Genomic DNA, 25,965 nt, shown 5'->3' with positions numbered 1-25,965 from the left:
TAATGTCAATATTTGTAACTGATATTTGTAAGTTTTAATATATTTTTTTTAATTTTAATGGATATGAATTTAATTTTAACTTTTCGTATTTTATTATTATTTATTTTTTATTATTTAAGCATTATTCTTTATAAAAATATAGAGATTTGTTAGTTTTCGTCTTGTCTTTTATTGAGTAGAATGCATATAAATCCTGCTATATGCATTTTTTATAATAATAGAAATATAAATTCTTGATCGACGTCAAAATAGATAAACTTTAGGAAAGGATCATGGCCCTGTTCAGTTATTTTAGATGGGCTTTTGTTTTCACAATTATTGGTGTTTTTTTAGGTGGTATTGTTGGTTGGTTAGAAACTGGCAGTATTGTTGGTTTTTTAGAATATTTTTTTATTTGCTGTGTTCTAGGAATTTTAGAAATTTCTTTATCTTTTGATAATTCTATTATTAACGCACGTATTCTTGGACAAATGGATCAGCTATGGCGTCGCCGCTTTTTAGTGTGGGGAATTTTGATAGCGGTTTTTGGGATGCGGATTATTTTTCCGGTGTTAGTTGTTGTTTTTGCTGTTGGGGTTAACCCAATTACTGCAATTAAATTAGCAATATGGGAACCGCATCAATATGCTGCCATTTTAAAAGATGCCCACATGAGTATTGCAGCTTTTGGGGGAACTTTTCTTATGATGGTTGGCTTAAAATATTTTTTTGATCCTAAGAAAGAGGTGCATTGGTTAGCTTTTATTGAGAAACCGGCTCAGAAATTTGGTTCCATTATGGGGATCGAGATTGCTATAATGTTGATGCTAATTTTATTTTTTTCAGGACAATTGAGAACAGAAAATCAATTAACTTTTTTATTTTCTGCCTTTTATGGACTTTTAACATTTATCGTGGTCAATGCAATTGGCTCACTGCTGGATTCCTCAAAAACTACTTTATTTTCAATTGTTAAGGGAGGGGCAGGATCATTTTTTTATTTAGAAATTCTAGATGCTAGTTTTTCTTTTGATGGTGTTGTAGGAGCCTTTGCTTTTTCACACAATCTTTTTATCATTGCAATTGGTCTTGGTATTGGCGCGTTTTATGTCCGTGCAATGACGATTATGTTGGTTGAAACAGGAACATTGTTGCGGTATCGCTATCTAGAGCATGGCGCTTTTTATGCAATTTTAATCCTTGCGGTAATTATGTATATGCAAACGATTATACCAGTTTCTGAAATCGTAACAGGGCTTATTGGTATATGTATTATTGGTGCTGCATTTTATTCTTCTCTTCGCTTTAACAATAAGCGTTCTGCATCTCATTAAAATAAATATCAAAATCTTTTTATTCTTATAGCAATATGTTAGAAGAAGAATATTTTAAGAAGACATCAAGAGTTCAACGCCGGCTTCATTCATGGTCTTAAGCATTAGGTTAAGAGATCCATTTAGGTCAATTCCAGCGCAGGCATTCAGTGAAATACTCACTTTAAAGCCGCATTTTATAGCGTGAAGTGCAGAAAATCCAACACAAAAATCGGTTGCTAAACCGCACATAACCAAGTGTGTAAAACCATGTTCTTTAAGATACACATGTAATCCTGTTGGTGTTTTTTGATCATTTTCAAAAAAAGCAGAATAACTATCAATGCTTTGATTATAGCCTTTTCTTAAGATAAGTTGCGCTTTTTCAGTTCTAAGAGATTTATGAAACTCTGCTCCTTGTGTTCCTTGTACACAATGATTAGGCCAAAGTATTTGAAGACCGTAATTGAGATTAATTGTATCATAGGGCGATTTTCTAGGATAAATAGAGGCAAAACTACAATGGTTTTTGGGATGCCAGTCTTGAGTTAAAATAATATTATCAAAACGAGATATTAAGTTATTAACAGCAGGAAGGATCGTATCACCTTGTGGCACAGCGAGTGTTCCTCCTGGTAAAAAATCATTTTGAACATCAATAACAATCAAGGCTTTTTTTTCCATGAATTTATTCCTGTAAGGAGCTTATTTTTTGTAAGAACCTTTAACTTATATTTCATTTTGAAGTTTTGAAATTATTTTATGATCGTTAGCATTGTTTTTGTATATCCCATTAGATAAAGGGGATTTTTATGATGTATTGGTTAATTTTTCCTGTTGTACAATGATAGGACAATAGTATTATAGGTTAGGAATTATTATGAACAGTAAAGCATATGAATGTAGAATTTTTAGTATTCTTTTTGAAAGGAGTATTTCTATCATTAGAATCGCAGTAATGCTTATTAGATGAAAAGAATGTACCAATGTAGAGCAAAAAATCATCAAAATTAAGATAAGCTTTATTTGTTTTTTTTAATTCAAGAAAAGAGAAATAGTATTTTAAAGTTCTAACCTTTTATATCCATATAACGTTAAAGAGAAATTTATGGCACGTCAATTTATCTATCATATGGCTGGGCTTAATAAAGCTTACGGTAATAAAAAAATTTTAGAAAACATTCATTTGTCTTTTTATCCAGATGCAAAGATTGGTATTTTAGGACCAAATGGTGCTGGTAAGTCGACAATTTTACGGATTATGGCTGGGTTAGATAAAGAATATACAGGAGAAGCATGGCTTTCTGAAGGTGCACGTTGCGGTTATCTCCCACAGGAACCTGTTCTTGACGCGAGTAAAGATGTGCTTGGCAATGTGATGGAAGGAGTTGCAGATAAGCAGAAAATTTTGGATCGTTATAATGAATTAATGATGAATTATAGTGATGAAACTGCTGATGAAAGTGCTCGTCTGCAAGATATTATAGACAGTCAAAATTTGTGGGATTTAGAAAATCAAGTTGAAATGGCGATGACTGCTCTTGGTTGTCCTCCCGCACATGAAGATGTGACGAAACTTTCCGGAGGAGAGAAGAGACGTATCGCACTTTGTAAGTTACTGTTGTCAAAACCTGATTTACTGCTTTTAGATGAACCGACAAATCATTTGGACGCTGAAACGACAGCTTGGCTTGAAAAACATTTGCGTGAATATTCAGGTGCAGTACTATTGATTACGCACGATCGTTATTTTTTGGATAATGTAACCGGTTGGATCTTAGAATTAGATCGCGGGAAAGGTATTCCTTATGAAGGTAATTACTCTGCTTATTTGAGTGCTAAGGCTAAGCGTATGGCACAGGAAGGTCGTGAAGAAGCTGCGCGTCAACGGGCTTTGTCACGCGAGAGAGAATGGATGGCGTCAAGTCCGAAGGCACGTCAAACAAAATCTAAAGCCCGTATTAAGGCCTATGATGAGTTGGTTCAGGCTGCAAATGAACGTCGCCCTGGGGATGCACAGATTGTTATTTCTGCTGGTGAAAGATTAGGGCAGGTTGTTATTGAAGTTGATAATTTAGTAAAAGCGTATGGAGATCGTGTGTTGATCGATTCTCTTTCTTTTAAATTGCCTGCTGGTGGAATCGTTGGGGTTATTGGCGCTAACGGTATGGGAAAAACCACTTTATTTAAAATGTTAACGGGGCAAGAAAAGCCAGATTCAGGTCAAATACGGATTGGGGAAACGGTCAAGATGAGTTATGTCGATCAGAGTCGTGATTCATTGGCAGGTGATAAAACTGTTTGGGAAGAAATTTCCGGTGGAAACGATATTGTTAAATTAGGCAAATGCGAAATGAATAGCCGCGCTTATTGTAGCGCCTTTAACTTTAAAGGAGCAGATCAGCAGCAGAAAGTAGCAAATTTATCTGGAGGGCAGCGCAATCGTGTTCATTTAGCTAAGCTTTTAAAAGAAGGAGGAAATGTTCTTCTTCTCGATGAGCCAACAAATGATCTCGATACAGAAACGTTAGGTGCGTTAGAGGATGCATTGGAAAATTTTGCTGGTTGTGCAGTCATTATATCGCATGATCGTATGTTTCTTGATCGCTTGGCAACTCACATTTTGGCTTTTGAAGGAGAGGGGCATGTAGAGTGGTTTGAGGGTAATTTTGCTGAGTATGAAGCAGATAAAATTCGTCGTCTTGGTTCAGATTCTATAAATAAACGTGTAAATTATAAGCCTCTTACACGTTGATACTGCTTCTTAGACAAGTTTTGCTAAACAAAGTTCATGGTTTCTATATTAGGCCTTCAAGAAATTGAGCCTACATTAGTATTTTAGGGTGATGTATGCTTTTTGATTAAAAATTAATAGAAAGAGAGCATCACTTTTAGCTTTTTGATATAAGTAAGAATGAGTAGCGCTGAGCGTGTATAAACAAATTAGAAAGTACTGATTGTTTGAAAATATTATGTTTGTTAATTGCATTCTCAAAACTAAAGATTTGAAAGTTAATGCTACTCATTTTTAATGTGCTGACAATGCAATGAATGTAAAGTTCTATTTTTCTCTGATTTATTTGTATTTTTGATAGCAAGGATCAATACTGATTAATAAATTTATCATTTCCTAAACCATGATGATTTTTTAATTTAACATGGTGAGGAGATTGAGTTTTAATATTTTGCTTTCAAAGAAATTGAATGGTTCGGGATTTATGTTTTGAGAGGCATGTTGCAGAGAAATAAAATTGTTAGAAATCATTTTATTGATATCGTTCAAATAAATTTGCTTCAAATTGGATCATTTTTTATGACTTATGCCTTATTATTTTCATTTTTATGCGCACTACAATTTTTTTTGCATTTTTTTTTGATAGGATGATAAGAATTTCTTGTCGTTTAAAACGTTTTATACCATAGCAGAGATATCACATCAGAAATATGGCTGATGTCGTAGGACAATCAGGGAGCCTCCTCCCCCCCCCCGCGTGGATTCCTTAGATTGTCTGGCCCGACTGAGAATATATCCAGTCGGGTTTTATTTTTTGTAAATGATATACTGCTGAGTAATTATTGAAGAAACTGTATCTATTTTGTAATATATGTAAGAAGTAATTTGACGATCCAAATTTCTTAGATTATGCTTTTAAAGACTGAAACAGGTGGAGTAGGTAAGGAAATCAAAAAATATTATTTAGGCATTCTGTGAGTAGTGTGTATTTTGTATACTATTATAGTATTTAGGATAGGCAATGGTAAAAGTTCACTGGCGTTGTGTAATTATTCTGATTTTGTCTGTATTGTTTATTCTTTCTGTCGCTTTTTTGATTCATCGAGGTTCTTCATTTTATAAGAGTATGCTTGGTAAAACAGCTGCTTCTTATAGAAACCGTGCTACAGAGGATGAGGTTTTAGAAAGATTAGCTGTGTTATCTCCAGATCTTATAGTTAATCTTTCTAAGATGAGTGATCAGAACAAGCGAAGAATTATCGAGCAAGCGCGCCGAGATGCTATTTCTTCTGCTATTGCGAGTGGTCAGAGTGATGAGGATGCTCGCAAATTTGGTGACGCTGTTGTTACTGCTATATCAAAAGCAATTTTGCAACCTTCTATTACTAATGCTTATTTTTAATGAGTTTATCTTTATAAAAAACTGATGTTTTGAGCTGTTATGCGCTGGTATTGAATGTTTAGATTTTGATAGAATTTTTAAAAAATAAAAATAGCGATGATTATCAAGTATACCAGAACAGGGTGTATCTGTTGTATATACAACTTATTATGTGCTTGAAAATTTAGCAGTTGAGCATGTTCTTAAATAAATAATTGATTCTATATTAAATATTTTTCCCTTTTGTATGAATTTCTACGCATTGTCTGAAGAATGTAATGCATATCCGTTTTGATAATGATTGGTGAGAACAGTTCAAGACAGATATTAAATAAAACACTTTCGTTTATGAGAGTGTTTGAGCGTTACTGATGTGGTTAATTTTAAAAATTTTTCAGTGTCATTTTTTTTAAATTTAAGAGTACAACAGATATCATGAATAATTAATTTTCGTATTGTTTTATAGTATGTTACAACTTCTTATTGAAAATATTATTTGCTCTCAATGAATATTAATAAAATTCAAGAAATATATTATTCATATGTTGAGTATTTTTTCTATAATATGCAATCTTATCTTAAAATTGCCTTTATATTTTCATGTTCGTGTCGTTCTTTGGCTTTTTTTCTTGATAAAATGCTCTCTTAAAACTGTTATGGTTGTTATTGAAGAGTGTTTTAATGAAAAGAGAAAAAATACAATTTTTGAAATTTTTTTTAGGAATGGCATTTGTTATATTTTTTGTGTTTAGTCTAAATAGAGCTCATGCAATATCGGGTATTGTGGGTGCAAGTAAGAACATAATATCAATTTCTTCTAAGAAAGTTATTCGACCATATGAAGCTCTCGTTCAAAAACTTGCTACTAAGTATAAGGTTCCCATTGATTTAGCACATGCTGTTATCAATGTTGAGAGTAGTTATAAAGTCTTTTCAAAAGGAGCTGCAGGTGAAATAGGTTTAATGCAAATCAAACCTTCTACTGCGCGATGGTTAGGATTTAACGGTTCTGTGCAGGATCTTTACGATCCTAGGACAAATCTAGAATATGGTATACGTTATTTAGCGAAGGCATACAAATTAAGCAGTGGAAATACATGCCGCACGATTCTGAAATATAATGCTGGTCATGCTGCAAAAAAAATGAATTCTATTTCAGCAAAATATTGTTCAAAAGTTAAAATTTACCTTGCGTCTCTCAAATAATGCATATGTTGTTGTAATGGATTAGCTAATTTGATGGGATGTTGAAATATTTTAGAGTAGTTCTTTTCACTCTATGAAAAATGTTTTATAAATAATTAGTCAGTCGGCTGGGCAGCCGCGCTTGTTTAATATAAAATGTAGGCAGGTGAGGAAAGTCCGGGCTCCATGGAAAAACGGTGCCGGGTAACGCCCGGCAGGGGTGACCCTAGGGAAAGTGCCACAGAAAGCAAACCGCCTATTTTTATAGGTAAGGGTGAAAGGGTGGGGTAAGAGCCCACCGCGCACTCAGTAATGAGTGTGGCAAGGTAAACCCCACCGGGAGCAAGACCGAATAGAAATGACGCGCAAAGTTTAATTTGCAGCCATTTTCCAGGTGAGTCATTTGGGTAGGTTGCACGAGGCGGATGGTAACATCTGTCCCAGATGAATGGTTGCCATGTAGAGCACAAGCTTTACTATACAGAACCCGGCTTATAGGCCGACTGATATTTTTATATTATCAATAATTTTTATATAAAACTTCTATCGATTTTATTTTTTCTTGAATGATATATTCAAGAAAGAGTATTTTTAAAAATCATAACATTTTTTTAAACATAATGAGCCAATGTATAATGGATTGAGTAAACTTTAATCCATTTTCTATAAAATAAGCCATGTAATCATGGGTATGAAAATTAAAGTTTTAGTGATGACAATATCTTTTGCAATTTATGATTTTTTGCAATTGGCGTTTGTTAATATTGAAAAATATAAATTAAGATGAGTTATTTTGGTAAAACAGTATAAAGAAATTGAGCGTCATGTTCCAGTTTTGTTGCAATCAGTTTTAACTGATCTTGCGCCGTTATCTGGAGCTAAAGTCATTGATGGCACTTTTGGTGCTGGAGGGTATACGCGCGCTTTTCTAGAAGCTGGGGCAAATGTGATTGCTCTTGATCGTGATCCTGAAGCAATTCGTGAAGGGAAATCACTTGTCGATAAATTTTCTCCACGTCTTCGTTTGGTACAAACGGAGTTTTCTCAGTTGGATCGTGTTGTTGAAGAAAAAGTGGATGCAGTCATCCTTGATATTGGTGTTTCTTCCATGCAGTTGGATGAAGCAGGACGAGGATTTTCTTTCCAAAAAGATGGTCCGTTAGATATGCGAATGGCGCAGAGCGGTTTTACTGCAGGTGATGTGGTTAACCATTTAAAAGTGGATGATTTGGCACGATTATTTCGGATATTGGGTGAAGAACGCTATGCGGGTCGAATTGCGCGGATGATTGAAAAGCGTCGTCATTTTCAACCTTTTTTACGGACAAGCGATCTTGCTCATGCGATTGAATCTTTAGTAGGGCGTAAACCAGGAGATCGTATTCATCCTGCGACCCGTGTCTTTCAAGCGCTTCGCATTTATGTCAATGATGAATTAGGTGAGCTTGCGCGTGGTTTATTTGCTGCTGAACGCATTTTGAAACCAGGAGGTCGTTTGGGAGTGGTTAGTTTTCATTCTCTTGAAGATCGTATGGTAAAAAAATTTTTTTCTGCTCGTTCAGGTGAAAAGAAAGGATCACGCTATCTTCCAGAGGTGGAAAGTATTTCAGCAACATTTATTCCTTTGTTTAGAGGTGTTAAAATTGCAGATAAAGAAGAGTTGCAGAAAAATTCTCGTGCACGTTCTGCAAGATTGCGCGTTGGCATTCGTACTCAGGCAGATGTTATTGCAGAAGATATGAAATTATTTGGTTTGGCAGAAATTGCTGATTTTGAAGGCAATAAGAAATGGTAGTTTTTCGCACATTAGATGTCGTTTTAGTGATCATTATGATTTGTACTGCAGGTTTTACATATAAAATAAAGTATGATGTCCAAAAACAAATTGGCGAAGTGCGTCGCATTGAACATGAGATTGCTTCGGAAAAAAATATGATCAATCTTTTTCGTGCTGAATGGGCTGTGATGACAGATCCCTTACGTATGAAAAAACTTGCAGAACGTTATCAACAAGAATTGGGACTAGAGATGATACAACCTCATCAGGTCGTTGAATTCAAAGATATTCCGATACGTTTAAATGATCAAATTGAAGAATTGATTAGACAAAATAATTTTGAAGATAGTAAAACGTTTCTCGCTGATAATCATGTTTATCCTATGAATAGTGATGTCTCAAAAGGCTTACGGTGATGAAATTATCAAGCCTGTTTTCGCGTAAAAACAAGCGCTTAAATAGTCAATTGAATTCACAGGATTTTTCTGTTTATCATCCACATATTGGTCGTTCACGTTTGATTTTTTCTTTAATATGTTTTCTTGTTTTATATGGGATTATAGGATGGTGTCTTATTTCTTATGGTCTTGAAGGTGGAAAACCTGCAAAGATAAAAGATCCAGAAATACAGCAATTATCGACACGACCAGAGATTATTGATCGCCATGGACGTTTATTAGCGACAGATATTAAAACTTACTCTCTTTTTGCTGAACCGCATCGCATTATTGATGTGGATGAGACTATTGAATTAATTTCAACAGTTTTACCAAAGCTTAATTGGCAGGAGACCTATCACCGTTTAAAAAGAAAATCCAATTTTTCTTGGATCCAGCGAGGATTGACGCCGATGCAAAAGACACAAATTATGGCGCTTGGTATTCCGGGTATTGGTTTTCGCGATGAAATACGTCGTTTTTATCCCAGTGGACCTGTCGCTTCTCATATTCTCGGTATAGTGAATGTTGATAATCAGGGTATAGCGGGAATGGAAAAATATATTGATGATACTGGGTTGAGTGTTCTGCGTGAAAATGGTCTTGGAACGGAAACGTCTTTAAGCCCTGTTCAGCTTTCGATTGATATTCGCGTTCAAACAATTGTTCGTGATGAATTGATGCAAGCTATGAAACGCTATAAAGCAATTGCTGCGGGTGCTGTCATTTTAAATATTCATACCGGTGAAGTGATCGCTATGGCATCTGTTCCAGATTTTGATCCTGGAAATCCTGTTGATGCTCTCAAAAATAATCGTTTGAACCGAATGACAGCTGGAGCTTTTGAAATGGGATCGATTATCAAAAGTTTTACGACAGCAATGGCGCTTGATTCAGGTCTTTTTCATTTAAATAGTGTTATCGATGCTTCAAAACCAATTCATGCAAGTCGAGGTTATTTTATTCATGATTTCCACGGGAAAAATCGTCCTTTAAAATTATGGGAGGTTTTTGTTTATTCTTCTAATATTGGTTCTGCTAAAGAGGCATTAGCAGTTGGTGTTAATGAGCATCGTGATTTTTTAAAACGACTTGGCCTATTGGATCGGATGACAATAGAACTGCCTGAAGTTGCTCATCCTATATTGCCGCGTCATTGGCGCGATATTAATTCTATGACGATTTCTTTCGGGCATGGTATGGCAACAACACCATTACAGACAGCAGTTGCAGCAGCTGCTTTAATGAATGGTGGTTGGTTGATTGAACCGACATTTTTAAAACGAACTCGAGAAGAGGCGTTGAAAAAAGCTAAGCGAGTTTTAAAGTCACAAACAAGTCAAGATATGCGTTACCTTTATAAATTAAATAGTGATATCGGTTCAGGGCGTAATGCAAAGGTAGAAGGATATCGTATTGGTGGCAAAACGGGAACAGCTGAAAAAGTTGAGAATGGAAAATATTCTAAAACAAAAAATTTTAATAGCTTCCTTGCTTCTTTTCCTATCGATAATCCTTCTTATGTTGTTTTAACAATTATTGATGAACCTAAGCCTGAAGAAGGAAAACGCTCGGCAACGGCAGGAATGAATGCGGGGCCAATGCTTTCTAATATTATTCGCCGTTCAGCGAGTTTTCTTGGAGTAAAATCAGATTTTAAAAAGGAATATGAGCCGATTTTAAATAGAAATAAAAATTTTGAGCTATATAAAACACAATAAAATTAATACAATTCATATAAGGATAAGCCATCATGTTGCTTGGAACATTATTTACAGAGTGTATTAAAGATGATTGTCTTTCCTCTCTTGAAGTTACAGGAATAAGCATAGATTCTCGAGAAGTGTTACCAGGTTATGTGTTTGTAGCTCTTAAAGGAAGTCATGAAGATGGCAGAAAATATATAGACGATGCTATAAAGCGTGGTGCAAAGATTATCGTTACAGATAGTGAATTTGTATTTGATCATTCATCTATTCCAATTTTGCGTGTTGCCAATGTGCGTCATCATTTAGCTATAGCAGCTGCACGGTTTTATAATTCTCAACCTGAAACTATCGTAGCTGCTACGGGAACAAGTGGAAAAACATCTGTTGTATCTTTTACTCGGCAAATTTGGACACATGTTGGGCTTCGTGCTGCGAGTATAGGAACGGTAGGAATTATCTCTCCTAAACGTCATGATTATGGTTCTCTAACAACACCTGATCCAGTAATGTTGCAGCGTTTATTATGTGAAATGGCAGAAGAGGGTGTTACGCATACTGCGCTTGAGGCTTCTTCGCATGGACTTGATCAGAGTCGGCTTGATGGAGTGCAGCTCTCTGCTGCTGCTTTTACTAATTTAGGACGAGATCATATGGATTATCATAGAGATGTCGATGATTATTTTCGTGCTAAAATGAGATTATTTGATACTCTTTTGCCGCAAGATGCTCCTGCTTTGATTTTTGCCGATGATATTTATTCGCAAAAAGTGATTGATTATGTCACAAAAGCAGGTCGTCGTGTGTTAACAATTGGGCGTAAAGGGCAGTTTATCACGCTTAATCGTGTTGAGCATCAACGTTCAAAGCAATATGTTGAATGTCGTATGGGAAACAATATTTATACCTTTGATTTACCTTTAATCGGAGATTTCCAAGTTGCTAATGCGCTTATGGCTGCAGGTTTAGCGATTGTCACAAATGGATCTCCAGATAAAGTGTTTAATTTTCTTGAAAAATTACAAGGAGCATCTGGGCGATTAGAGTTAATTGGAAAAACAGAGAATAATGCTCCTGTTTATGTCGACTATGCCCATAAACCAGAAGCTTTGGAGCAAGTTTTACTTTCTGTTCGTCCTTTTACGCAAAGACGTTTAATTCTTGTTTTTGGTTGTGGAGGTGATCGAGATCAAGGAAAAAGGCCGATCATGGGAGAAATCGCACGAAATAAAGCTGATATTGTTATTATAACAGATGATAATCCTCGTACTGAAGTTCCAGAAAAAATTAGAAAAGATATTTTACAGGCGGTTCCGGAAGCTATAGAAATAGCAGATCGTGGTGAAGCAATTGATTTTGCTGTGAAGATGCTTGAAACTGGTGATACATTGATTATTGCTGGGAAAGGTCATGAAGAAGGCCAAATTATAGGGCAGAAAACTTATCCTTTTTCAGATCGTTTGAAAGCAATGGCTGCTTTGAAAGAGCGGAATCAATAATGGTTTTATGGGATCGACAAACACTTCTGACTGCAATCAATGGTTTTGTAATTGGAGCTTTACCAGAAACTTTTTCAGGAGTTTCTATTGATAGCCGAACTCTTATAGAAGGTGATATTTTTTTTTGTATCAAAGGTCATCATCTTGATGGTCATGATTTCGCTATGCATGCTTATAAACAGGGTGCGGGTGTTCTTGTGATCGAGCAAAATCATTTGGAAGAGATGAAAAAAATAGGAGCTCCGTTGATTGTTGTTCCTGATGTTTTACAAGCTTTAGAAAGTCTCGCGCAGGCAGCCCGTAAGCGCTCAACAGCTAAGATTATAGCAGTAACGGGTTCTGTTGGAAAAACAACAACAAAAGATATTCTCCAACATGTTCTTAAATCTGTTGGGAAAGTTCATGCTAATCTTGCTTCTCTAAATAATTGTTGGGGAGTTCCTTTAACTTTGGCGCGTCTCCCTGAAGATTGTGATTATGCTATATTTGAAATTGGTATGAATCATAAAGATGAAATTCGTCCTTTGGTAAAATTAGTGCGCCCACATGTTGCTTTGATTACACATATTGCTGCCGGACATATGGAATTTTTCAAAAATATTGAAGAAATAGCAAATGCAAAAGCTGAAATTTTTGAAGGGTTGAGTGATAATGGTGTGGCTGTTTTAAATGCGGATAGTGATTTTTTCTCTTATTTAATTCACAAAGCAAAGCAATACGGTGTAAAAAATATTGTGAGTTTTGGGGAAGCTCATTGTGCGGATTATCAAGCAAAAGAGATTCGTCTGTTAGCAGATTGCTCTTGTATGCTTGCACGTATTTCTTCTCACAATGCAATGATTAAAATTGGAGCTCCTGGTCGGCATATTGTGCAAAATAGTTTAGGGGTTATTGCAGCGTGTGATGCTGTTGGTGCTGATATTACACGTGTTATCTTTTCTTTAAGCAGTTTTTCTCTTCCAAAAGGTCGAGGGATTCGTTACCAATTGTCTTTACCCGGAGGGGGTGAATTTCGTTTAATTGATGAAAGTTATAATGCCAATCCTGCTTCTATGCGTGCTGCTCTTAATCTGCTTGCTACAGGGCCAGTTGGTGAGAAAGGTCGAAGAATCGCCGTTTTAGGTGATATGCTTGAATTAGGAGATTATAGTGAGAAATTGCACCGTGAATTGGTCGATCCCATAGGTCACTCTGGTGCTAATCCAGTTTTCTTAATTGGTAAGGAAATGAAGTTTTTGGCTATGGATCTTCCTGCATCTGTTAGAGTTCATTATGCAGAATATATTGAAGAAATTTTGCCTTTGATTTTTGCAGAAGTTTCAAATGGAGATCTGGTGATGATTAAATCTTCCCATAGCATTTGTTTATCACGTATTGTGACTGAAATGTTCAATCGCTATAAAGTGATTTCCTGATAATTTGGATAAGGTTTTTGTGCTATGATGCTATTTTTATCTTTGTTAAGTGATTGGCTTCCAGGTGTTAATGTTTTTCGCTATATTACATTTCGCACAATAGCAGCTATGCTAACATCAGGGTTAATTGTTTTTTTATTTGGTCCGAGCATTATTGCTTCTCTTAAGGTGCGACAGGGTAAGGGACAACCAATTAGAGCTGATGGTCCTCAAACTCATTTTAAAAAAGCTGGAACACCTACAATGGGTGGGTTGATGATTTTAAGCGGTGTTGTCGTATCAGCTCTTTTATGGTGTAATTTATTGAATATTTATTTTTGGGTATCATTATTGGTTATGCTGCTTTTTGGAGCAATTGGTTTTTATGATGATTATCTAAAAGTAACCAAACAAACAGATAAAGGATTTTCTGGGAAAGCGCGATTAGGGCTAGAATTTTTAATTGCGATTGGGGCGTCTTTTATTATTCTAGAAATTAATTCATCGGGTTTAGCGTTACCTTTTTTGAAAGAATATTTTATTGATTTAGGCTGGTTTTTTCTTCCTTTTACAGCATGTGTTATTGTTGGAACCGGTAATGCCGTTAATTTTACCGATGGCCTTGATGGACTTGCTATTGTTCCTGTCATGGTTGTGGCTTTGTCTTTTGCGCTCATTGCTTATCTTTCTGGTAATATGAATTTTGCGAATTATTTGCAGATTCATTATGTTCCTGGGGTAGGAGAATTAACTGTTTTGTTGGGAGCGGTTGTTGGTGCTGGTCTTGGATTTTTATGGTTTAATGCGCCTCCGGCAGCTATTTTTATGGGCGATACTGGTTCATTGGCTCTTGGCGGATTATTAGGTGTTGTTGCCGTAGCAACCAAACATGAAATTATTTTGGGTGTGATTGGCGGGCTTTTTGTTTTAGAGGCGTTATCCGTTATTATTCAAGTTGGTTACTTTAAATTAACAAAAAAGCGTGTTTTCCTCATGGCACCAATACACCATCATTTTGAGAAAAAGGGATGGACTGAAAGCCAAATCGTTATACGATTTTGGATTATTTCAATTGTTTTAGCATTAATTGGTCTTTCAACACTTAAGTTGAGGTAACGATCGTGATTCCTGTTGAATGTTATAAAGGTCAAAAGGTTGCTTTATTTGGACTAGGGCAATCAGGGTTGGTTGCAGCGCAAGCATTGATAGCTGGTGGTGCAGAGGTGGTTGCTTGGGACGATAATTCTTATGCTATCGAAGAAGCTTGTAAGCAAAATATCCCAACGAGAGATCTTCATCATGAAGATTGGTCAGAATTTGTTGCATTAATTTTAGCTCCTGGAGTTCCTTTAACTTATCCTAAACCTCATTGGGTTGTCAAAAAAGCGCACCAAGAAAATATAGAGATTGTTGGAGATATTGAATTATTTGTTCGTGCGCGGAATGATTTTTTAGAACAGCATAGCTTTTGTGATCGAGATGTTCCGTTTATTGCTATTACAGGGACAAACGGAAAATCGACAACATCTGCTTTGCTTGGCCATGTTTTAGAACAGATGGGTTATGATGTGCAGGTAGGAGGCAATATTGGACCTTCAATATTAATGCTGAAACCATTTGTTAAAAATCGTATTTATGTTATTGAATGTTCATCTTTTCAAATTGACCTAGCGCCTTCTCTTAAACCAACAGTGGGTGTTTTGCTGAATCTAACACCTGATCATATTGATCGCCATGGGACGTTTGCTCATTATACACAAATTAAAAGACGTTTAGTTGCTGGAGCTTTTCATGCTCTTGTAGCGGTTGATGATATTCCTTGCCAAACTCTGTATCAGCAGCTTGTTAATGAAGGTTATCCAGTTGAGGCAATTTCTAAAGAATGTTTTCTTGAAAATGGATTTTATGCGGATGGCACAAAACTTTTTTTTGTTCGTCATGGGTGTTTACATCAATTAGCAGATCTTGCTCATATGACGGCATTACGTGGTCATCATAATGCGCAAAATGCATTGATGGTTTTAGCGACGTTAAAAGCTTTAGAAATTACCGATCCACACATAGAAAAATATTTAGCCAATTACAGAGGGCTTTCCCATCGAATGCAGACAGTACGTACAATTGGATCTGTTGTTTTTATTAATGATAGTAAAGCAACCAATGCAGATGCGTCAGCTTCTGCCCTTTCTACTTTTGAAAATGTTTTTTGGATTGTTGGAGGAGAAGCAAAAGAGGGGGGGATTAATTCGCTTAAGGATTTTTTTTATAAAATTCGTAAAGCGTATTTGATTGGAAATGCAGCAGAAGAATTTGCGCGCGTTATTGGTTCGGCTTGTCCTTTTTCAATGAGTATTACTTTAGAAAATGCAATACGAGAAGCAGTTGCTGATGTAGCTCGTGAGCAAAAAAAAGAAGCGGTTATTTTATTTTCACCAGCTTGTGCCAGTTATGATCAGTTTCAAAATTATGAAGTGCGTGGTGATGCTTTTGTTTCTCTTGTCATGCAGTTAAAAGAGAATGAATTTTAAAAAAATGTTTCTGTGTTAATAATCCAGAATCTTTTTAGGTATAATCTATCTCTCGAATATTTATTAAAAAATAAAGAAGTTATATCGCTCTTAATAAGCTGATAAAAAGGTACGGTGAGGATCATGGTTACTCGTGCAAGTCGAGATCCAATTGCTAATTGGTGGTGGACGATTGATCGCTCTATCTTTGCTGTATGTATCATTCTGATAGGAATTGGCATTATGCTTTCTTTTGCAGCGAGTCCTTCTGTTGCAAAAAAAATAGGAATTATTGATAGTTTTTATTTTGTTCGTTGGCATATCATTTTTAGTATTCCTGCGTTTTTTACAATGGTTATTCTCTCTTTTTTTACTCCTCGTAATATCCGTCGTTTATGTGCTCTTTTGTTGATTGTGACGCTTATGCTTATGGTTGCTACTTTATTATTAGGGCCTGAATTAAAAGGAGCACGGCGTTGGATTTCTGTTTTTGGTTTTTCTGTACAAGCTTCAGAGTTTATGAAGCCAGCTTTTGTTATTATGTCTGCTTGGCTATTTTCAGAGCAGATACGGCGTAAAAGTATTTGGGGTTATGTATTAGCGATTGTTCTTTATGCTCTTTGTTCTGTTCTCCTTATTTTACAGCCTGATATCGGCCAAACTCTTTTGATCAGTTTAACGTGGGGAGGTTTGTTTTTTATTGCTGGTGTTTCTCTTGTCGTTATTGGAATATTACTTGCTTTAGGTGCTTTGGGTGCTTTTTTGGCTTATTCTTTTGTTCATCATGTGCGTGAACGGATCAACGGTTTTTTAACCGGTGAAGGTGATACATTTCAAGTTGATGTAGGGCGTGAAGCTATTTTAAATGGGGGATGGTTTGGACAAGGCCCTGGTGAAGGTACAGTTAAGCGTCTTCTTCCTGATAGTCATACTGATTTTGTCTTTTCTGTTGCCGCTGAAGAATATGGTATTGTTCTCTGTTTATTTATTGTAGTTCTCTTTTGTTTTATTGTTGTACGTTCACTCTATATAGCTTCAAATACGCGTGATTTATTTACACGTCTGGCGACTACTGGGATGGCGATGATGATTGGTTTTCAGTCAGGAATTAATATGGCCGTTAATCTTCATTTAATTCCTCCAAAAGGAATGACATTGCCATTTATTTCTTATGGTGGTTCATCTATGATAGCGATCGCTATTTCTATGGGTATTTTACTGAGTTTGACGCGCCGTTGGCCAGAAGCGCGACATTCAGCTTTTTCAACACCTATCATTTCGGATGCTTCTTATGACACATAAAAAAGTTGTTATTTTAGCTGCTGGCGGTACAGGAGGACATCTTTTTCCTGCAGAAGCTCTTGCAGTTGAGTTAAGGCGGCGTGGATATGATGTTCATCTGGCAACGGATGAAAGAGCAAGACGTTTTGTGCGTCATTTTGATGAAGAACATGTTCATATTATTTCATCGGCAACATTAAAACGACGCTGCCCTTTTGCGCTTATAAAAACATTTTGGCATATCTTGAAAGGAATGGGGCAATCGTGGTTACTTTTTCGTAAATTGCGTCCTGCTCTTGTTGGTGGATTTGGAGGGTATCCTAGTTTCCCACCCGTTTTAATTTCTACCTTCATGGGCTATATTACATTTATCCATGAGCAAAATGCAGTTATGGGGCGTGCAAATAGGATGTTGGCAGCTCGAGTTAATGCAATAGCAGGTGGTTTATTATCAATGGATAGCGTTTACACTCATAAAATGTTTCTAACAGGGAATCCTATTCGTGATGCTATTCTCAAGGCTGCAGAGATTCCCTATTCTCCTTCTATGGGTGAAGAACCATTTCACTTTTTGGTTTTTGGTGGAAGTCAAGGAGCTTCTTTCTTTTCGCAAGTTGTTCCTGAGGCGATTGCTTTGCTTGATGAAAAATTGCGGAAGCGTTTACGTATTGTTCAGCAGACATGTGGTGAATCAGAAAATTTAGCAAAAATTTATGCGGATATGGGAGTGCAAGCAGAAATTGCTCCTTTTTTTGATGATATGGCTGAGCGTATTGCTCGATCGCATTTTATAATGTCGCGTGCTGGTGCTTCAACAGTTTGTGAAATTGCTGTGATTGGTCGGCCAGCTTTACTTATTCCGTATCCTCAAGCTCTTGATCATGATCAAGCAGAAAACGCTGCTATACTTGCTGAGACAGGAGGAGCTGAAATTATGCGAGAAAAAGATTTAAATGCGCAAACTCTCGCTTCTTTTCTAACGAAAATTTGTTATGAGCCACATTTATTGACAAAACAGGCAATGGCTGCAAAAAAAGCTGGAAAATCTCATGCAACTAATCTTCTTGCTCATGTTGCAGAAGGGCTGATTGCAGGACAATCATTATCAGATATTAAAAGGGAGTTTTGGGATGAAAATGCCGCTTAATATTGGCCTTATTCATTTTGTGGGGATCGGCGGTATTGGAATGAGTGGAATTGCTGAGGTTTTACATAATCTTGGGTATGAAGTTCAAGGATCTGATCAATCGGATAGCATAAATGTTGAGCGTTTACGGAATAAAGGGATTAAAGTCTATATAGGGCATCATCCTGATCATTTAGGAGCCGCAGAAGTTGTTGTGATTTCTACTGCTATAAAGAAAACAAATCCTGAATATATTGCTGCTAAGGAAAAAAATTTACCGGTTGTGAGGCGAGCGGAAATGCTTGCTGAATTGATGCGCTTTCGTCGTGCAATCGCTATAGGTGGAACGCATGGAAAAACAACGACAACATCAATGGTTGCAGCGCTTTTAGATACTGGCCATTTTGATCCAATTGTTATTAACGGAGGCATTATCAATGCATATGGAACCAATGCCCGTGTAGGGAACGGTGATTGGATGATCGTTGAAGCTGACGAAAGTGATGGTACATTTTTAAAATTGCCTGCTGATATTGCTGTGGTTACGAATATAGATGCTGAGCATTTAGATCATTATGGTAGTTTTGATGCTGTTCGTGAGGCTTTTCAACAATTTGTCAAGAATGTCCCTTTCTATGGATTTTCCGTTATATGTCTTGATCATCCAGAGGTGCAGGCACTGGCTAGTCGGATTGATGAACGTCGTGTGATTACTTATGGATCAAATCCACAAGCTGATATCCGTTTTCTTAATCTTGTTATGGAAGGTCAGAAAACACATTTTGATATTCTCATTCGCTCACGCAAAACAGGTCTCGAAACTGAACTTAAAGATTTAGTTTTACCAATGTCAGGACAACACAATGTTTCTAATGCAACTGCAGCAATTGCCGTTGCTCATGAGCTTGGAATTTCAAATGAGTTTATTCGAAAAGGATTAGCAGAGTTTGGAGGGGTTAAACGTCGTTTTACACAAGTGGGGAGTTGGCGTGGTGTTGAAATATTTGATGATTATGGACATCATCCAGCTGAAATAAAAGCTGTTTTATGTGCGGCTCGAGAAAGTACAAAAGGGCGTGTTATTGCTGTTGTGCAACCGCACCGTTATTCGCGTTTACATCATTTGTTTGATGATTTTGTTACTTGCTTTAATGATGCTAATATAGTGATGATTGCACCAGTTTATGCAGCTGGTGAAGAGCCTATTGTTGGTTTCGGTTCTGAAGATTTAGTAGAGCATATTCAAATGGCTGGTCATCGTGATGTGCGTTTGATTCAATCTTTAGAGGATGCTGTTTCTGTTGTGGCTGAATTTGCTCAGTCTGGAGATTATGTGGTTTTTCTTGGTGCGGGTAATATTACACAATGGGCTTATGATTTTCCAAATCAATTAGCAGGATTGAGATCGTGATGATGGATTTTCAGCCCATTGATGGTGAAGCGCTTTTAGCTCAATTGCGTCCAGTATTAAGTGATATAAAAGGGAAATTAACGCCCAATGTTGATATTCGTAAGGTGACGTGGTTTCGTGCGGGTGGATTGGCTGAACTTTTTTATCAACCTGCTGACGAAACTGATCTAGCTTTATTTCTTCAAGTGCTTCCTAAATCTGTTCCAGTAACCATTGTAGGGATTGGCTCTAATCTTTTGGTGCGTGATGGAGGGATTCCTGGTGTTGTTATTCGTCTTTCAGAGAAAAATTTTAGAAAGATTCAACAAATTTCTTCAACGCGTTTTTTAGTTGGTGCGGGTGTGCCCGATAAGCATTTAGCAACAGCAGCTTTAAATGCTGGAATTTCTGGGTTCCATTTTTATTATGGTATTCCTGGATCTTTCGGGGGAGCTTTAAGAATGAATGCTGGGGCTAATGGCCTTGAAACAGCTGCGCGCGTTGTTGAGGTCTATGCCCTTGATCGTCAAGGACAGCATCATGTTTTGAGTTTGGAAGATATGCATTATTCTTATCGTCATTGTGATGTTTCTGAAAATCTTATTTTTACGGCTGCTTTATTAGAAGGAGAGCTAGGAGATAAAGATAAAATTCGTGCTGCAATGGATGAGGTTGTACATCATCGGGAAACAGTGCAACCTATTCGCGAAAAAACAGGCGGATCAACTTTTCGTAATCCTGAAGGGATATCTGCATGGCGCGTTATTGATGAAGCAGGGTGCCGTGGTTTACGAGTTGGTGATGCGCAAATGAGTGAAATGCACTGTAATTTTATGATTAATACGGGGCAAGCGACAGGTTATGATCTTGAAACATTGGGAGAGACAGTTCGCGCTCGCGTTTTTTCACATTCGGCTCATTCGCTACAGTGGGAAATACAGCGTGTTGGTCAATTTGAACTAGGGCGTATTGTTTCTTTTTTTGAATAATTTCATCAATTTATTTTTATGTCTCTAAAAAATGAGTCATTTCAAAGAGATAATAAAAAAATACATTAAAAATCAACAAATTAACAGAGAAGCTCTTGCTTCATGCGTGTGATTCTGATTCATTAGAGCAAATGCTAGATGATTGATTCGCAAGGATAAATCATACTTTTTCCTATGTGTAGTGTTTACGATTTTTAGAAATCTATATCTAGTGTGTAAAGAGGGATAATGTTATGGAGGATAAGCATATTGCTGTGCTGATGGGCGGGTTTTCATCTGAGCGCTCTATTAGTTTATCTTCTGGTGAGGGGTGTGCTGATATTCTTGAGAAGCAAGGATATCGTGTAAGTCGTGTTGATGTTGATGGCCGGATTGCTTCTGTTTTGGAAGAAATGCAGCCAGATGTTGCTTTGAATGCACTGCATGGAACGTTTGGTGAGGATGGATGTATCCAAGGGATTCTTGAATATTTGAAAATACCTTATACGCATTCTGGTGTTATGGCATCGGCGTTAGCAATGGATAAAGGGCGTGCAAAAATTGTTGCGGAGAGCGCTGGTGTTACAGTTGCTCCTTCTCGTGTGATGAATCGTTTTGCTATAGAATTAGAGCATCCAATGGAGCCGCCTTATGTGATTAAACCCGTGCGTGAAGGGTCGAGTTTTGGTGTTGTGATTGTGAGGAGTGGTGAAGTTTTGCCTCCACAAAGTATTGTGAGTGCACAGTGGGGGTATGAAGATGAGGTGATTGTTGAAAAATATATTGGAGGGCGTGAGCTTACTTGTGCTGTTTTGGGTGATGAAGTTTTAGATGTTTGTGAAATTATGCCGGATAAACATTTTCGGTTTTATGATCATGACTCGAAATACAAGTTTGGTGGATCTCTTCATATTTGCCCTGCTCAACTTTCACCAAATATTTACCAAAAGGTGCAAAGAATGTCTTTAACGGCGCATCAGGCTATTGGTTGTCGAGGTGTTAGTCGTTCTGATTTTCGTTTTGATGAGGAAACAGGAGAGCTGGTTTGGCTTGAAATTAATACGCAGCCTGGTATGACGCCAACTTCTCTTGTCCCTGATATTGCAAAAGTAAGTGGCCGTACTTACGGTGATCTTGTTAAGTGGATGGTGGAGGACGCGTCATGTATGCGTTGAGTGTTGAGAAGGTAGATACTTTAGCGGTGTGCTCAGGAGCATTTTTGCCGCGTTTTTATCGTCGCTTTTCAGGGTTTGTTCTCCAGTTCGCTTTGTTAGATAATTATGTTCCGCGCCATTTTGGTTCTTTTGCTGTTTTGCTTTTTTTCTTTCTTTCTGCGCTTTATGGAATTTCATCGAGTGGGCGTATGAAGAATGTTGTGAAAACTACAACATCTAGTGTCGGTCTTATGATTACGGATGTTTATATGAGTGGCAATAAACGTACTGCGAAGAAAGATGTTTTGACAGTTTTGGGGCTGAATGCTCAGTTATCAATTGTTGATTTTGACGTTGATAAAGCACGTTCTATTTTGGAACAGCAACCTTGGATACAATCGGCTGTTGTTCAAAAAATTTATCCTAATCAGATAAAAATTGCTATGATTGAACGTGAACCTTATGCGATTTGGCAACATAATGGTATGGTGGATATTATTGATCGCACAGGGTATGTCATTGTTCCATTCCAAGCAGATTTGGTTTCTGGGTTGCCTCTTGTGGTTGGTTCTGGTGCGCAAAAGGAAGCTCAATTTTTTATACAAGCACTTTCTGCGTATCCGCACTTGCATACTCGGATTCGTTCTTATGTGCGTGTAGGTGATCGGCGTTGGGATATTTTCTTAGATAATGGAATGCAGATTATGTTGCCCGAGAAGAAAGCTATTGAAAGACTTGCTTCTCTTATTGAGCGAGGAGTAATAGAAGATCTTTTGTCTCGTAATATTTTAAGTATTGATTTGCGTCTTTCTGATCGCATGACTGTTGCTTTATCTGATGAGGAATTAGCGCGTTATTATGCTAATGTCAAAGAGGAAGAACGTATCTTAAAGAAATTAAAGGCAGGGAGTTTATGATGTTACTGAGATCACATCATGGAGGGGGGCGTAAGGCGCGTTTTCTGACAGTTCTTGATGTTGGGTCAAGTAAGATTGTTTGTCTTATTGCTTGTTTGCGTCCTTTAGAATATACGCAATATTTGCACGGTCGCACGCATTCTGTAGAGATTTTAGGTTTTGGTGTCCAGCGTTCACGAGGGATTAAGTCTGGGGTTGTAATGGATATGTTTGCTGTGGAACAGTCAATACGTTTGGCTGTTGATGCAGCAGAAAAAATGGCTGGTTTGATTGTGGATTCGGTGATTGTGAATTTTTCTTCGAGCCGGTTGCAAAGTACTTTTGTGAAAGGAACAGTACGCTTGGGAGGGCGTGAAGTAACTCCGCGCGATATGCGTAGAGCATTAGCAGATGTTTCTCGTCAAACTTTTGATGCTGAACGCCATATTATGCATTCAATTCCAGTGTCTTATACATTGGATGGGGATAAAGGAATTTCTGATCCCGTTGGAATGGTTGGAGAATTATTTGGTGTTGATGTGCATGTTGTAACAGCGGAAACCGCATCTTTGCGTAATTTAGAAGTATGCATTAATCGGGCACATTTAAGCGTTGAGGCAATGGTTTCGACACCTTTTGCTAGTGGTCTTGCTGTTTTAATTGGTGATGAAGCGCATTTAGGAGCTGCATGCATTGATTTTGGTGGTGGTACAACCACATTTTCGGTATTTGCTGAAGGAAAATTTGTTCACGCGAATACACTTGCAGTTGGTGGACATCATGTGACTCTTGATGTTGCGCGTGGATTCTCTATGTCTATTGAAGAAGCGGAACGCTTAAAAGTTATGTATGGTTCGACGTTTCTGGAGAGTGCTGATGATCGACGTATGATTAATGTGGCGGAAATTGGAAGTGAGTATCATGAAATTCAGTATCCTCGGGCTGTTCTTGGTCGTATTATTCGTGCGCGTGTTGAAGAAATATTAGAAATGTTACGTGATTGTTTAAATCGTTCTGGTTTTGGTCATATTATTGGGAAGCGTGTTGTTTTGACAGGGGGAGCAAGTCAGTTAACTGGTTTGCCTGAGATGGCACGTACAATATTGGGAAGAAATGTTCGTATAGGACGGCCTTTAGGTGTCTCTAGGCTTCCTTCTCTTGCAAAAGGGGCGGCATTTTCATCTGCTGTTGGATTGTTGGTTTATCCGCAATTGGTGGGGTTTGAAGAAAAAACAGTGCAAGCTGCAGTGAAACATTTATCGACAGGCACGAGTGGATATCTTCAGCGTGTTGGTCAATGGTTGCGTGAGAGTTTTTAAGTAAGTCTGTTAAAGTAAGTTAAATTTCATCGCTTGGCTTGCGATGTCTTATGAGAAGGAAAAGAAAATGACGATTAATCTGCATCGGCCAGATATCGCGGAATTGAAACCACGTATTACCGTTTTTGGTGTTGGAGGTGGTGGTGGGAATGCCGTAAATAATATGATTAATGCAGCTCTTCAAGGGGTTGATTTTGTCGTTGCCAATACGGATGCACAAGCTTTAGCTATGTCAAAGGCTGAACGTGTTATTCAGCTTGGTGCAGCCGTTACAGAAGGTTTGGGTGCTGGCGCTTTGCCGGAAGTTGGGCAAGCTGCTGCAGAAGAATGTATCGATGAGATTATTGATCATCTTGCGGATTCTCATATGGTTTTTATTACTGCTGGTATGGGCGGAGGTACTGGAACAGGAGCAGCGCCTGTTGTCGCTCGGGCAGCGCGTGAAAAAGGTATTTTGACCGTTGGTGTTGTAACAAAACCGTTTCAATTTGAAGGTGCGCGCCGTATGAAAACGGCGGAAGCTGGTATAGAAGAATTGCAAAAATCTGTTGATACGTTGATTGTGATTCCTAATCAGAATCTTTTTCGTATTGCGAATGAAAAAACAACATTTGCAGACGCTTTTGCTATGGCTGATCAGGTTTTGTATTCTGGTGTCGCTTCTATTACGGATTTGATGATAAAAGAGGGGCTTATTAACCTTGATTTTGCTGATGTTCGCTCTGTTATGCATGAAATGGGTCGTGCGATGATGGGAACAGGTGAGGCATCTGGAGAAGGGCGTGCTTTGGCTGCAGCTGAAGCTGCGATTGCTAACCCGTTGTTAGATGATACCTCTATGCGTGGTGCTCGCGGTCTTTTGATTTCCATTACTGGGGGTCGTGATATGACTTTATTTGAAGTGGATGAGGCTGCTAATCGTATTCGTGAAGAAGTTGATTCTGATGCGAATGTTATCTTTGGTGCTATTGATGATGAATCGCTTGAAGGCGTTATTCGGGTGTCGGTTGTTGCAACGGGAATTGATCGTGAAGGAAGTGACATTGTTCAACCTTCTAATCCTAAACTTCAAAAACCTACGGCTCCATTGCGAAAAAGTGAAAATAATTCATCACAGTCTTCATCTCAGATTCAACAAACGCCATCATCACGTTCTGAGACAGCGACAGAGACGATGGAGACATTTGAAGTTGGTGGAAATCAATCTCTTGAAGAGCAGTTTCGTCCAAAAAGTAAAATTTTTGTGCAGCCTACAGATGCAATCTCTACACGAAGCGTGAATCCTAATCTTTATGAGCAAAATGTTTCACAGGGACAAGTATACAATACGCAGCGTATGCAGGTTGGTCGTATTGCTCAACAATCTACAGCTATAGCTATGGATATGGAAGCGGCAGTGCGCATTTCTGATGAAGCAACTGAAGTTGTTGAACATAAAGAAAAGAGAGTACAAGCGCAGCCACGTTCAGTTTCGATGCGTATGCCTGAGTTAAAAGATTTTCCTTCCGTTTCTCATGTTGAAAATAGAGGATCTTCTACTGCTGATCAGGGACCTCGTAATCTTTGGCAGCGTTTGAAACAAAGTTTAATCTATCGTGAAGAGGTTGAACCAGAAGCTCGTTTAGAACCTGCGGTAAAGCCTGTTCAGAGTAGAGAGCCTTATGTCTCTAATAAAAGTTCTCAGGCTTTATCTCAGGATTCTCTTGTTTATGCTCCTCGTCGTTCTTCGGATGTACAGTCACGTGTATCACGAGATCAACAGGCTTTTATTGGTGAAGAAGAGCAGTTGGAAATACCTGCATTTTTACGGCGTCAAGCACATTAATGAATAGAAAGATTTTTTCGTAAAGTAAAAGTTTTTATGACAGAAAATTGTGTGAAACTTGTATAATTTTTTTGTTGTTCTTTATAAACCCGCT

19 protein-coding genes, 1 other RNA gene and 1 pseudogene are annotated in these 25,965 nt (G+C 37.6%); 20 read left to right on the top strand and 1 reads right to left on the bottom strand.

All coding sequences use genetic code 11. The annotated features are described in order from the left end of the window. Positions 1-272 precede the first annotated feature (272 nt). Entirely contained in the window at positions 273-1,313 is a 1,041-nt protein-coding gene (locus tag NPY00_RS04380) for a DUF475 domain-containing protein (RefSeq protein WP_269020853.1), read from the top strand. A gap of 54 nt (positions 1,314-1,367) precedes the next feature. Here the strand turns inward: NPY00_RS04380 and pncA are convergent, their stop codons facing one another. Beyond that, positions 1,368-1,976, bottom strand: coding sequence for a bifunctional nicotinamidase/pyrazinamidase (pncA, locus tag NPY00_RS04375; protein ID WP_269020852.1), 609 nt, complete (start codon positions 1,974-1,976; stop codon positions 1,368-1,370). A 424-nt stretch (positions 1,977-2,400) separates the two neighbouring features. Between pncA and ettA the strand changes: the two genes are divergently transcribed. The 19 genes and pseudogenes from ettA to ftsZ all read left to right on the top strand — a co-directional run bounded on the left by ettA (position 2,401) and on the right by ftsZ (position 25,871). Then, on the top strand, positions 2,401-4,047 hold the full coding sequence (ettA, locus tag NPY00_RS04370; protein ID WP_269020851.1) for an energy-dependent translational throttle protein EttA: 1,647 nt from the start codon (positions 2,401-2,403) through the stop codon (positions 4,045-4,047). Positions 4,048-5,047: 1,000 nt separating this feature from the next. Beyond that, positions 5,048-5,428, top strand: a complete 381-nt coding sequence (locus NPY00_RS04365; RefSeq protein ID WP_269020850.1) for a hypothetical protein — start codon at positions 5,048-5,050, stop codon at positions 5,426-5,428. Between the two features lie 675 nt (positions 5,429-6,103). Beyond that, positions 6,104-6,613, top strand: coding sequence for a lytic transglycosylase domain-containing protein (locus NPY00_RS04360; RefSeq protein WP_269020941.1), 510 nt, complete (start codon positions 6,104-6,106; stop codon positions 6,611-6,613). Positions 6,614-6,712: 99 nt separating this feature from the next. Continuing rightward, positions 6,713-7,103, top strand: an RNA gene (gene rnpB, locus NPY00_RS04355) — RNase P RNA component class A. 282 nt (positions 7,104-7,385) lie between these two features. Then, positions 7,386-8,387 carry a 16S rRNA (cytosine(1402)-N(4))-methyltransferase RsmH gene (rsmH, locus tag NPY00_RS04350; RefSeq protein WP_269020849.1) on the top strand — a complete coding sequence of 334 codons (1,002 nt, stop codon included), beginning with the start codon at positions 7,386-7,388 and terminating at the stop codon, positions 8,385-8,387. Further along, positions 8,381-8,785, top strand: a complete 405-nt coding sequence (ftsL, locus tag NPY00_RS04345) for a cell division protein FtsL (RefSeq protein ID WP_269020848.1) — start codon at positions 8,381-8,383, stop codon at positions 8,783-8,785. The genes rsmH and ftsL overlap by 7 nt, the downstream gene beginning before the upstream one ends. Further along, positions 8,785-10,527, top strand: a complete 1,743-nt coding sequence (locus NPY00_RS04340; protein WP_269020847.1) for a peptidoglycan D,D-transpeptidase FtsI family protein — start codon at positions 8,785-8,787, stop codon at positions 10,525-10,527. The genes ftsL and NPY00_RS04340 overlap by 1 nt, the downstream gene beginning before the upstream one ends. 32 nt (positions 10,528-10,559) lie before the next feature. Next, positions 10,560-12,011: a UDP-N-acetylmuramoyl-L-alanyl-D-glutamate--2,6-diaminopimelate ligase gene (locus tag NPY00_RS04335; protein WP_269020846.1), complete on the top strand. Its 1,452-nt coding sequence runs from the start codon at positions 10,560-10,562 to the stop codon at positions 12,009-12,011. Beyond that, entirely contained in the window at positions 12,008-13,426 is a 1,419-nt protein-coding gene (locus tag NPY00_RS04330; RefSeq protein WP_269020940.1) for a UDP-N-acetylmuramoylalanyl-D-glutamyl-2,6-diaminopimelate--D-alanyl-D-alanine ligase, read from the top strand. The genes NPY00_RS04335 and NPY00_RS04330 overlap by 4 nt, the downstream gene beginning before the upstream one ends. A 24-nt stretch (positions 13,427-13,450) precedes the next feature. Continuing rightward, positions 13,451-14,521, top strand: coding sequence for a phospho-N-acetylmuramoyl-pentapeptide-transferase (gene mraY / locus NPY00_RS04325; RefSeq protein ID WP_269020845.1), 1,071 nt, complete (start codon positions 13,451-13,453; stop codon positions 14,519-14,521). 5 nt (positions 14,522-14,526) lie between these two features. Continuing rightward, a complete protein-coding gene (gene murD / locus NPY00_RS04320) occupies positions 14,527-15,933 on the top strand; it encodes a UDP-N-acetylmuramoyl-L-alanine--D-glutamate ligase (RefSeq protein ID WP_269020844.1) in 1,407 nt (468 codons plus the stop codon). Between the two features lie 123 nt (positions 15,934-16,056). Continuing rightward, entirely contained in the window at positions 16,057-17,214 is a 1,158-nt protein-coding gene (locus NPY00_RS04315; protein WP_269020843.1) for an FtsW/RodA/SpoVE family cell cycle protein, read from the top strand. Continuing rightward, positions 17,204-18,340: an undecaprenyldiphospho-muramoylpentapeptide beta-N-acetylglucosaminyltransferase gene (gene murG / locus NPY00_RS04310; protein ID WP_269020842.1), complete on the top strand. Its 1,137-nt coding sequence runs from the start codon at positions 17,204-17,206 to the stop codon at positions 18,338-18,340. Before NPY00_RS04315 ends, murG begins: the two co-directional genes overlap by 11 nt. Then, a pseudogene (murC, locus tag NPY00_RS04305) lies at positions 18,324-19,752 on the top strand (UDP-N-acetylmuramate--L-alanine ligase). Before murG ends, murC begins: the two are co-directional and overlap by 17 nt. Next, on the top strand, positions 19,730-20,698 hold the full coding sequence (murB, locus tag NPY00_RS04300; protein WP_269020841.1) for a UDP-N-acetylmuramate dehydrogenase: 969 nt from the start codon (positions 19,730-19,732) through the stop codon (positions 20,696-20,698). Before murC ends, murB begins: the two are co-directional and overlap by 23 nt. 233 nt (positions 20,699-20,931) lie before the next feature. Further along, positions 20,932-21,852, top strand: a complete 921-nt coding sequence (locus NPY00_RS04295) for a D-alanine--D-alanine ligase (protein WP_269020840.1) — start codon at positions 20,932-20,934, stop codon at positions 21,850-21,852. Continuing rightward, a complete protein-coding gene (locus NPY00_RS04290; RefSeq protein ID WP_269020939.1) occupies positions 21,840-22,748 on the top strand; it encodes a cell division protein FtsQ/DivIB in 909 nt (302 codons plus the stop codon). The genes NPY00_RS04295 and NPY00_RS04290 overlap by 13 nt, the downstream gene beginning before the upstream one ends. Beyond that, positions 22,745-24,046 (top strand): cell division protein FtsA, encoded by a 1,302-nt coding sequence (gene ftsA, locus NPY00_RS04285; protein ID WP_269020839.1) that lies wholly within the window; start codon positions 22,745-22,747, stop codon positions 24,044-24,046. The genes NPY00_RS04290 and ftsA overlap by 4 nt, the downstream gene beginning before the upstream one ends. A gap of 67 nt (positions 24,047-24,113) precedes the next feature. Then, a complete protein-coding gene (gene ftsZ / locus NPY00_RS04280; RefSeq protein WP_269020838.1) occupies positions 24,114-25,871 on the top strand; it encodes a cell division protein FtsZ in 1,758 nt (585 codons plus the stop codon). Positions 25,872-25,965 lie beyond the last annotated feature (94 nt).

The sequence above is a fragment of the Bartonella sp. F02 genome (assembly GCF_026929975.1).
Lineage (GTDB): Bacteria > Pseudomonadota > Alphaproteobacteria > Rhizobiales > Rhizobiaceae > Bartonella.
The sequence above is the reverse complement of the archived record's forward strand: the minus strand, read 5'-3'. Positions and strand labels throughout refer to the sequence as shown.

Bases quoted from the DNA above. Each gene is read 5' to 3' on its own strand.
- NPY00_RS04380 (WP_269020853.1), top strand. From the start codon at position 273: ATGGCCCTGTTCAGTTATTTTAGATGGGCTTTTGTTTTCACAATTATT.
- pncA (WP_269020852.1), bottom strand. From the start codon at position 1,976: ATGGAAAAAAAAGCCTTGATTGTTATTGATGTTCAAAATGATTTTTTA.
- ettA (WP_269020851.1), top strand. From the start codon at position 2,401: ATGGCACGTCAATTTATCTATCATATGGCTGGGCTTAATAAAGCTTAC.
- NPY00_RS04365 (WP_269020850.1), top strand. From the start codon at position 5,048: ATGGTAAAAGTTCACTGGCGTTGTGTAATTATTCTGATTTTGTCTGTA.
- ftsL (WP_269020848.1), top strand. From the start codon at position 8,381: ATGGTAGTTTTTCGCACATTAGATGTCGTTTTAGTGATCATTATGATT.
- NPY00_RS04340 (WP_269020847.1), top strand. From the start codon at position 8,785: ATGAAATTATCAAGCCTGTTTTCGCGTAAAAACAAGCGCTTAAATAGT.
- NPY00_RS04335 (WP_269020846.1), top strand. From the start codon at position 10,560: ATGTTGCTTGGAACATTATTTACAGAGTGTATTAAAGATGATTGTCTT.
- mraY (WP_269020845.1), top strand. From the start codon at position 13,451: ATGATGCTATTTTTATCTTTGTTAAGTGATTGGCTTCCAGGTGTTAAT.
- NPY00_RS04315 (WP_269020843.1), top strand. From the start codon at position 16,057: ATGGTTACTCGTGCAAGTCGAGATCCAATTGCTAATTGGTGGTGGACG.
- murG (WP_269020842.1), top strand. From the start codon at position 17,204: ATGACACATAAAAAAGTTGTTATTTTAGCTGCTGGCGGTACAGGAGGA.
- murB (WP_269020841.1), top strand. From the start codon at position 19,730: ATGATGGATTTTCAGCCCATTGATGGTGAAGCGCTTTTAGCTCAATTG.
- NPY00_RS04295 (WP_269020840.1), top strand. From the start codon at position 20,932: ATGGAGGATAAGCATATTGCTGTGCTGATGGGCGGGTTTTCATCTGAG.
- NPY00_RS04290 (WP_269020939.1), top strand. From the start codon at position 21,840: ATGTATGCGTTGAGTGTTGAGAAGGTAGATACTTTAGCGGTGTGCTCA.
- ftsA (WP_269020839.1), top strand. From the start codon at position 22,745: ATGATGTTACTGAGATCACATCATGGAGGGGGGCGTAAGGCGCGTTTT.
- ftsZ (WP_269020838.1), top strand. From the start codon at position 24,114: ATGACGATTAATCTGCATCGGCCAGATATCGCGGAATTGAAACCACGT.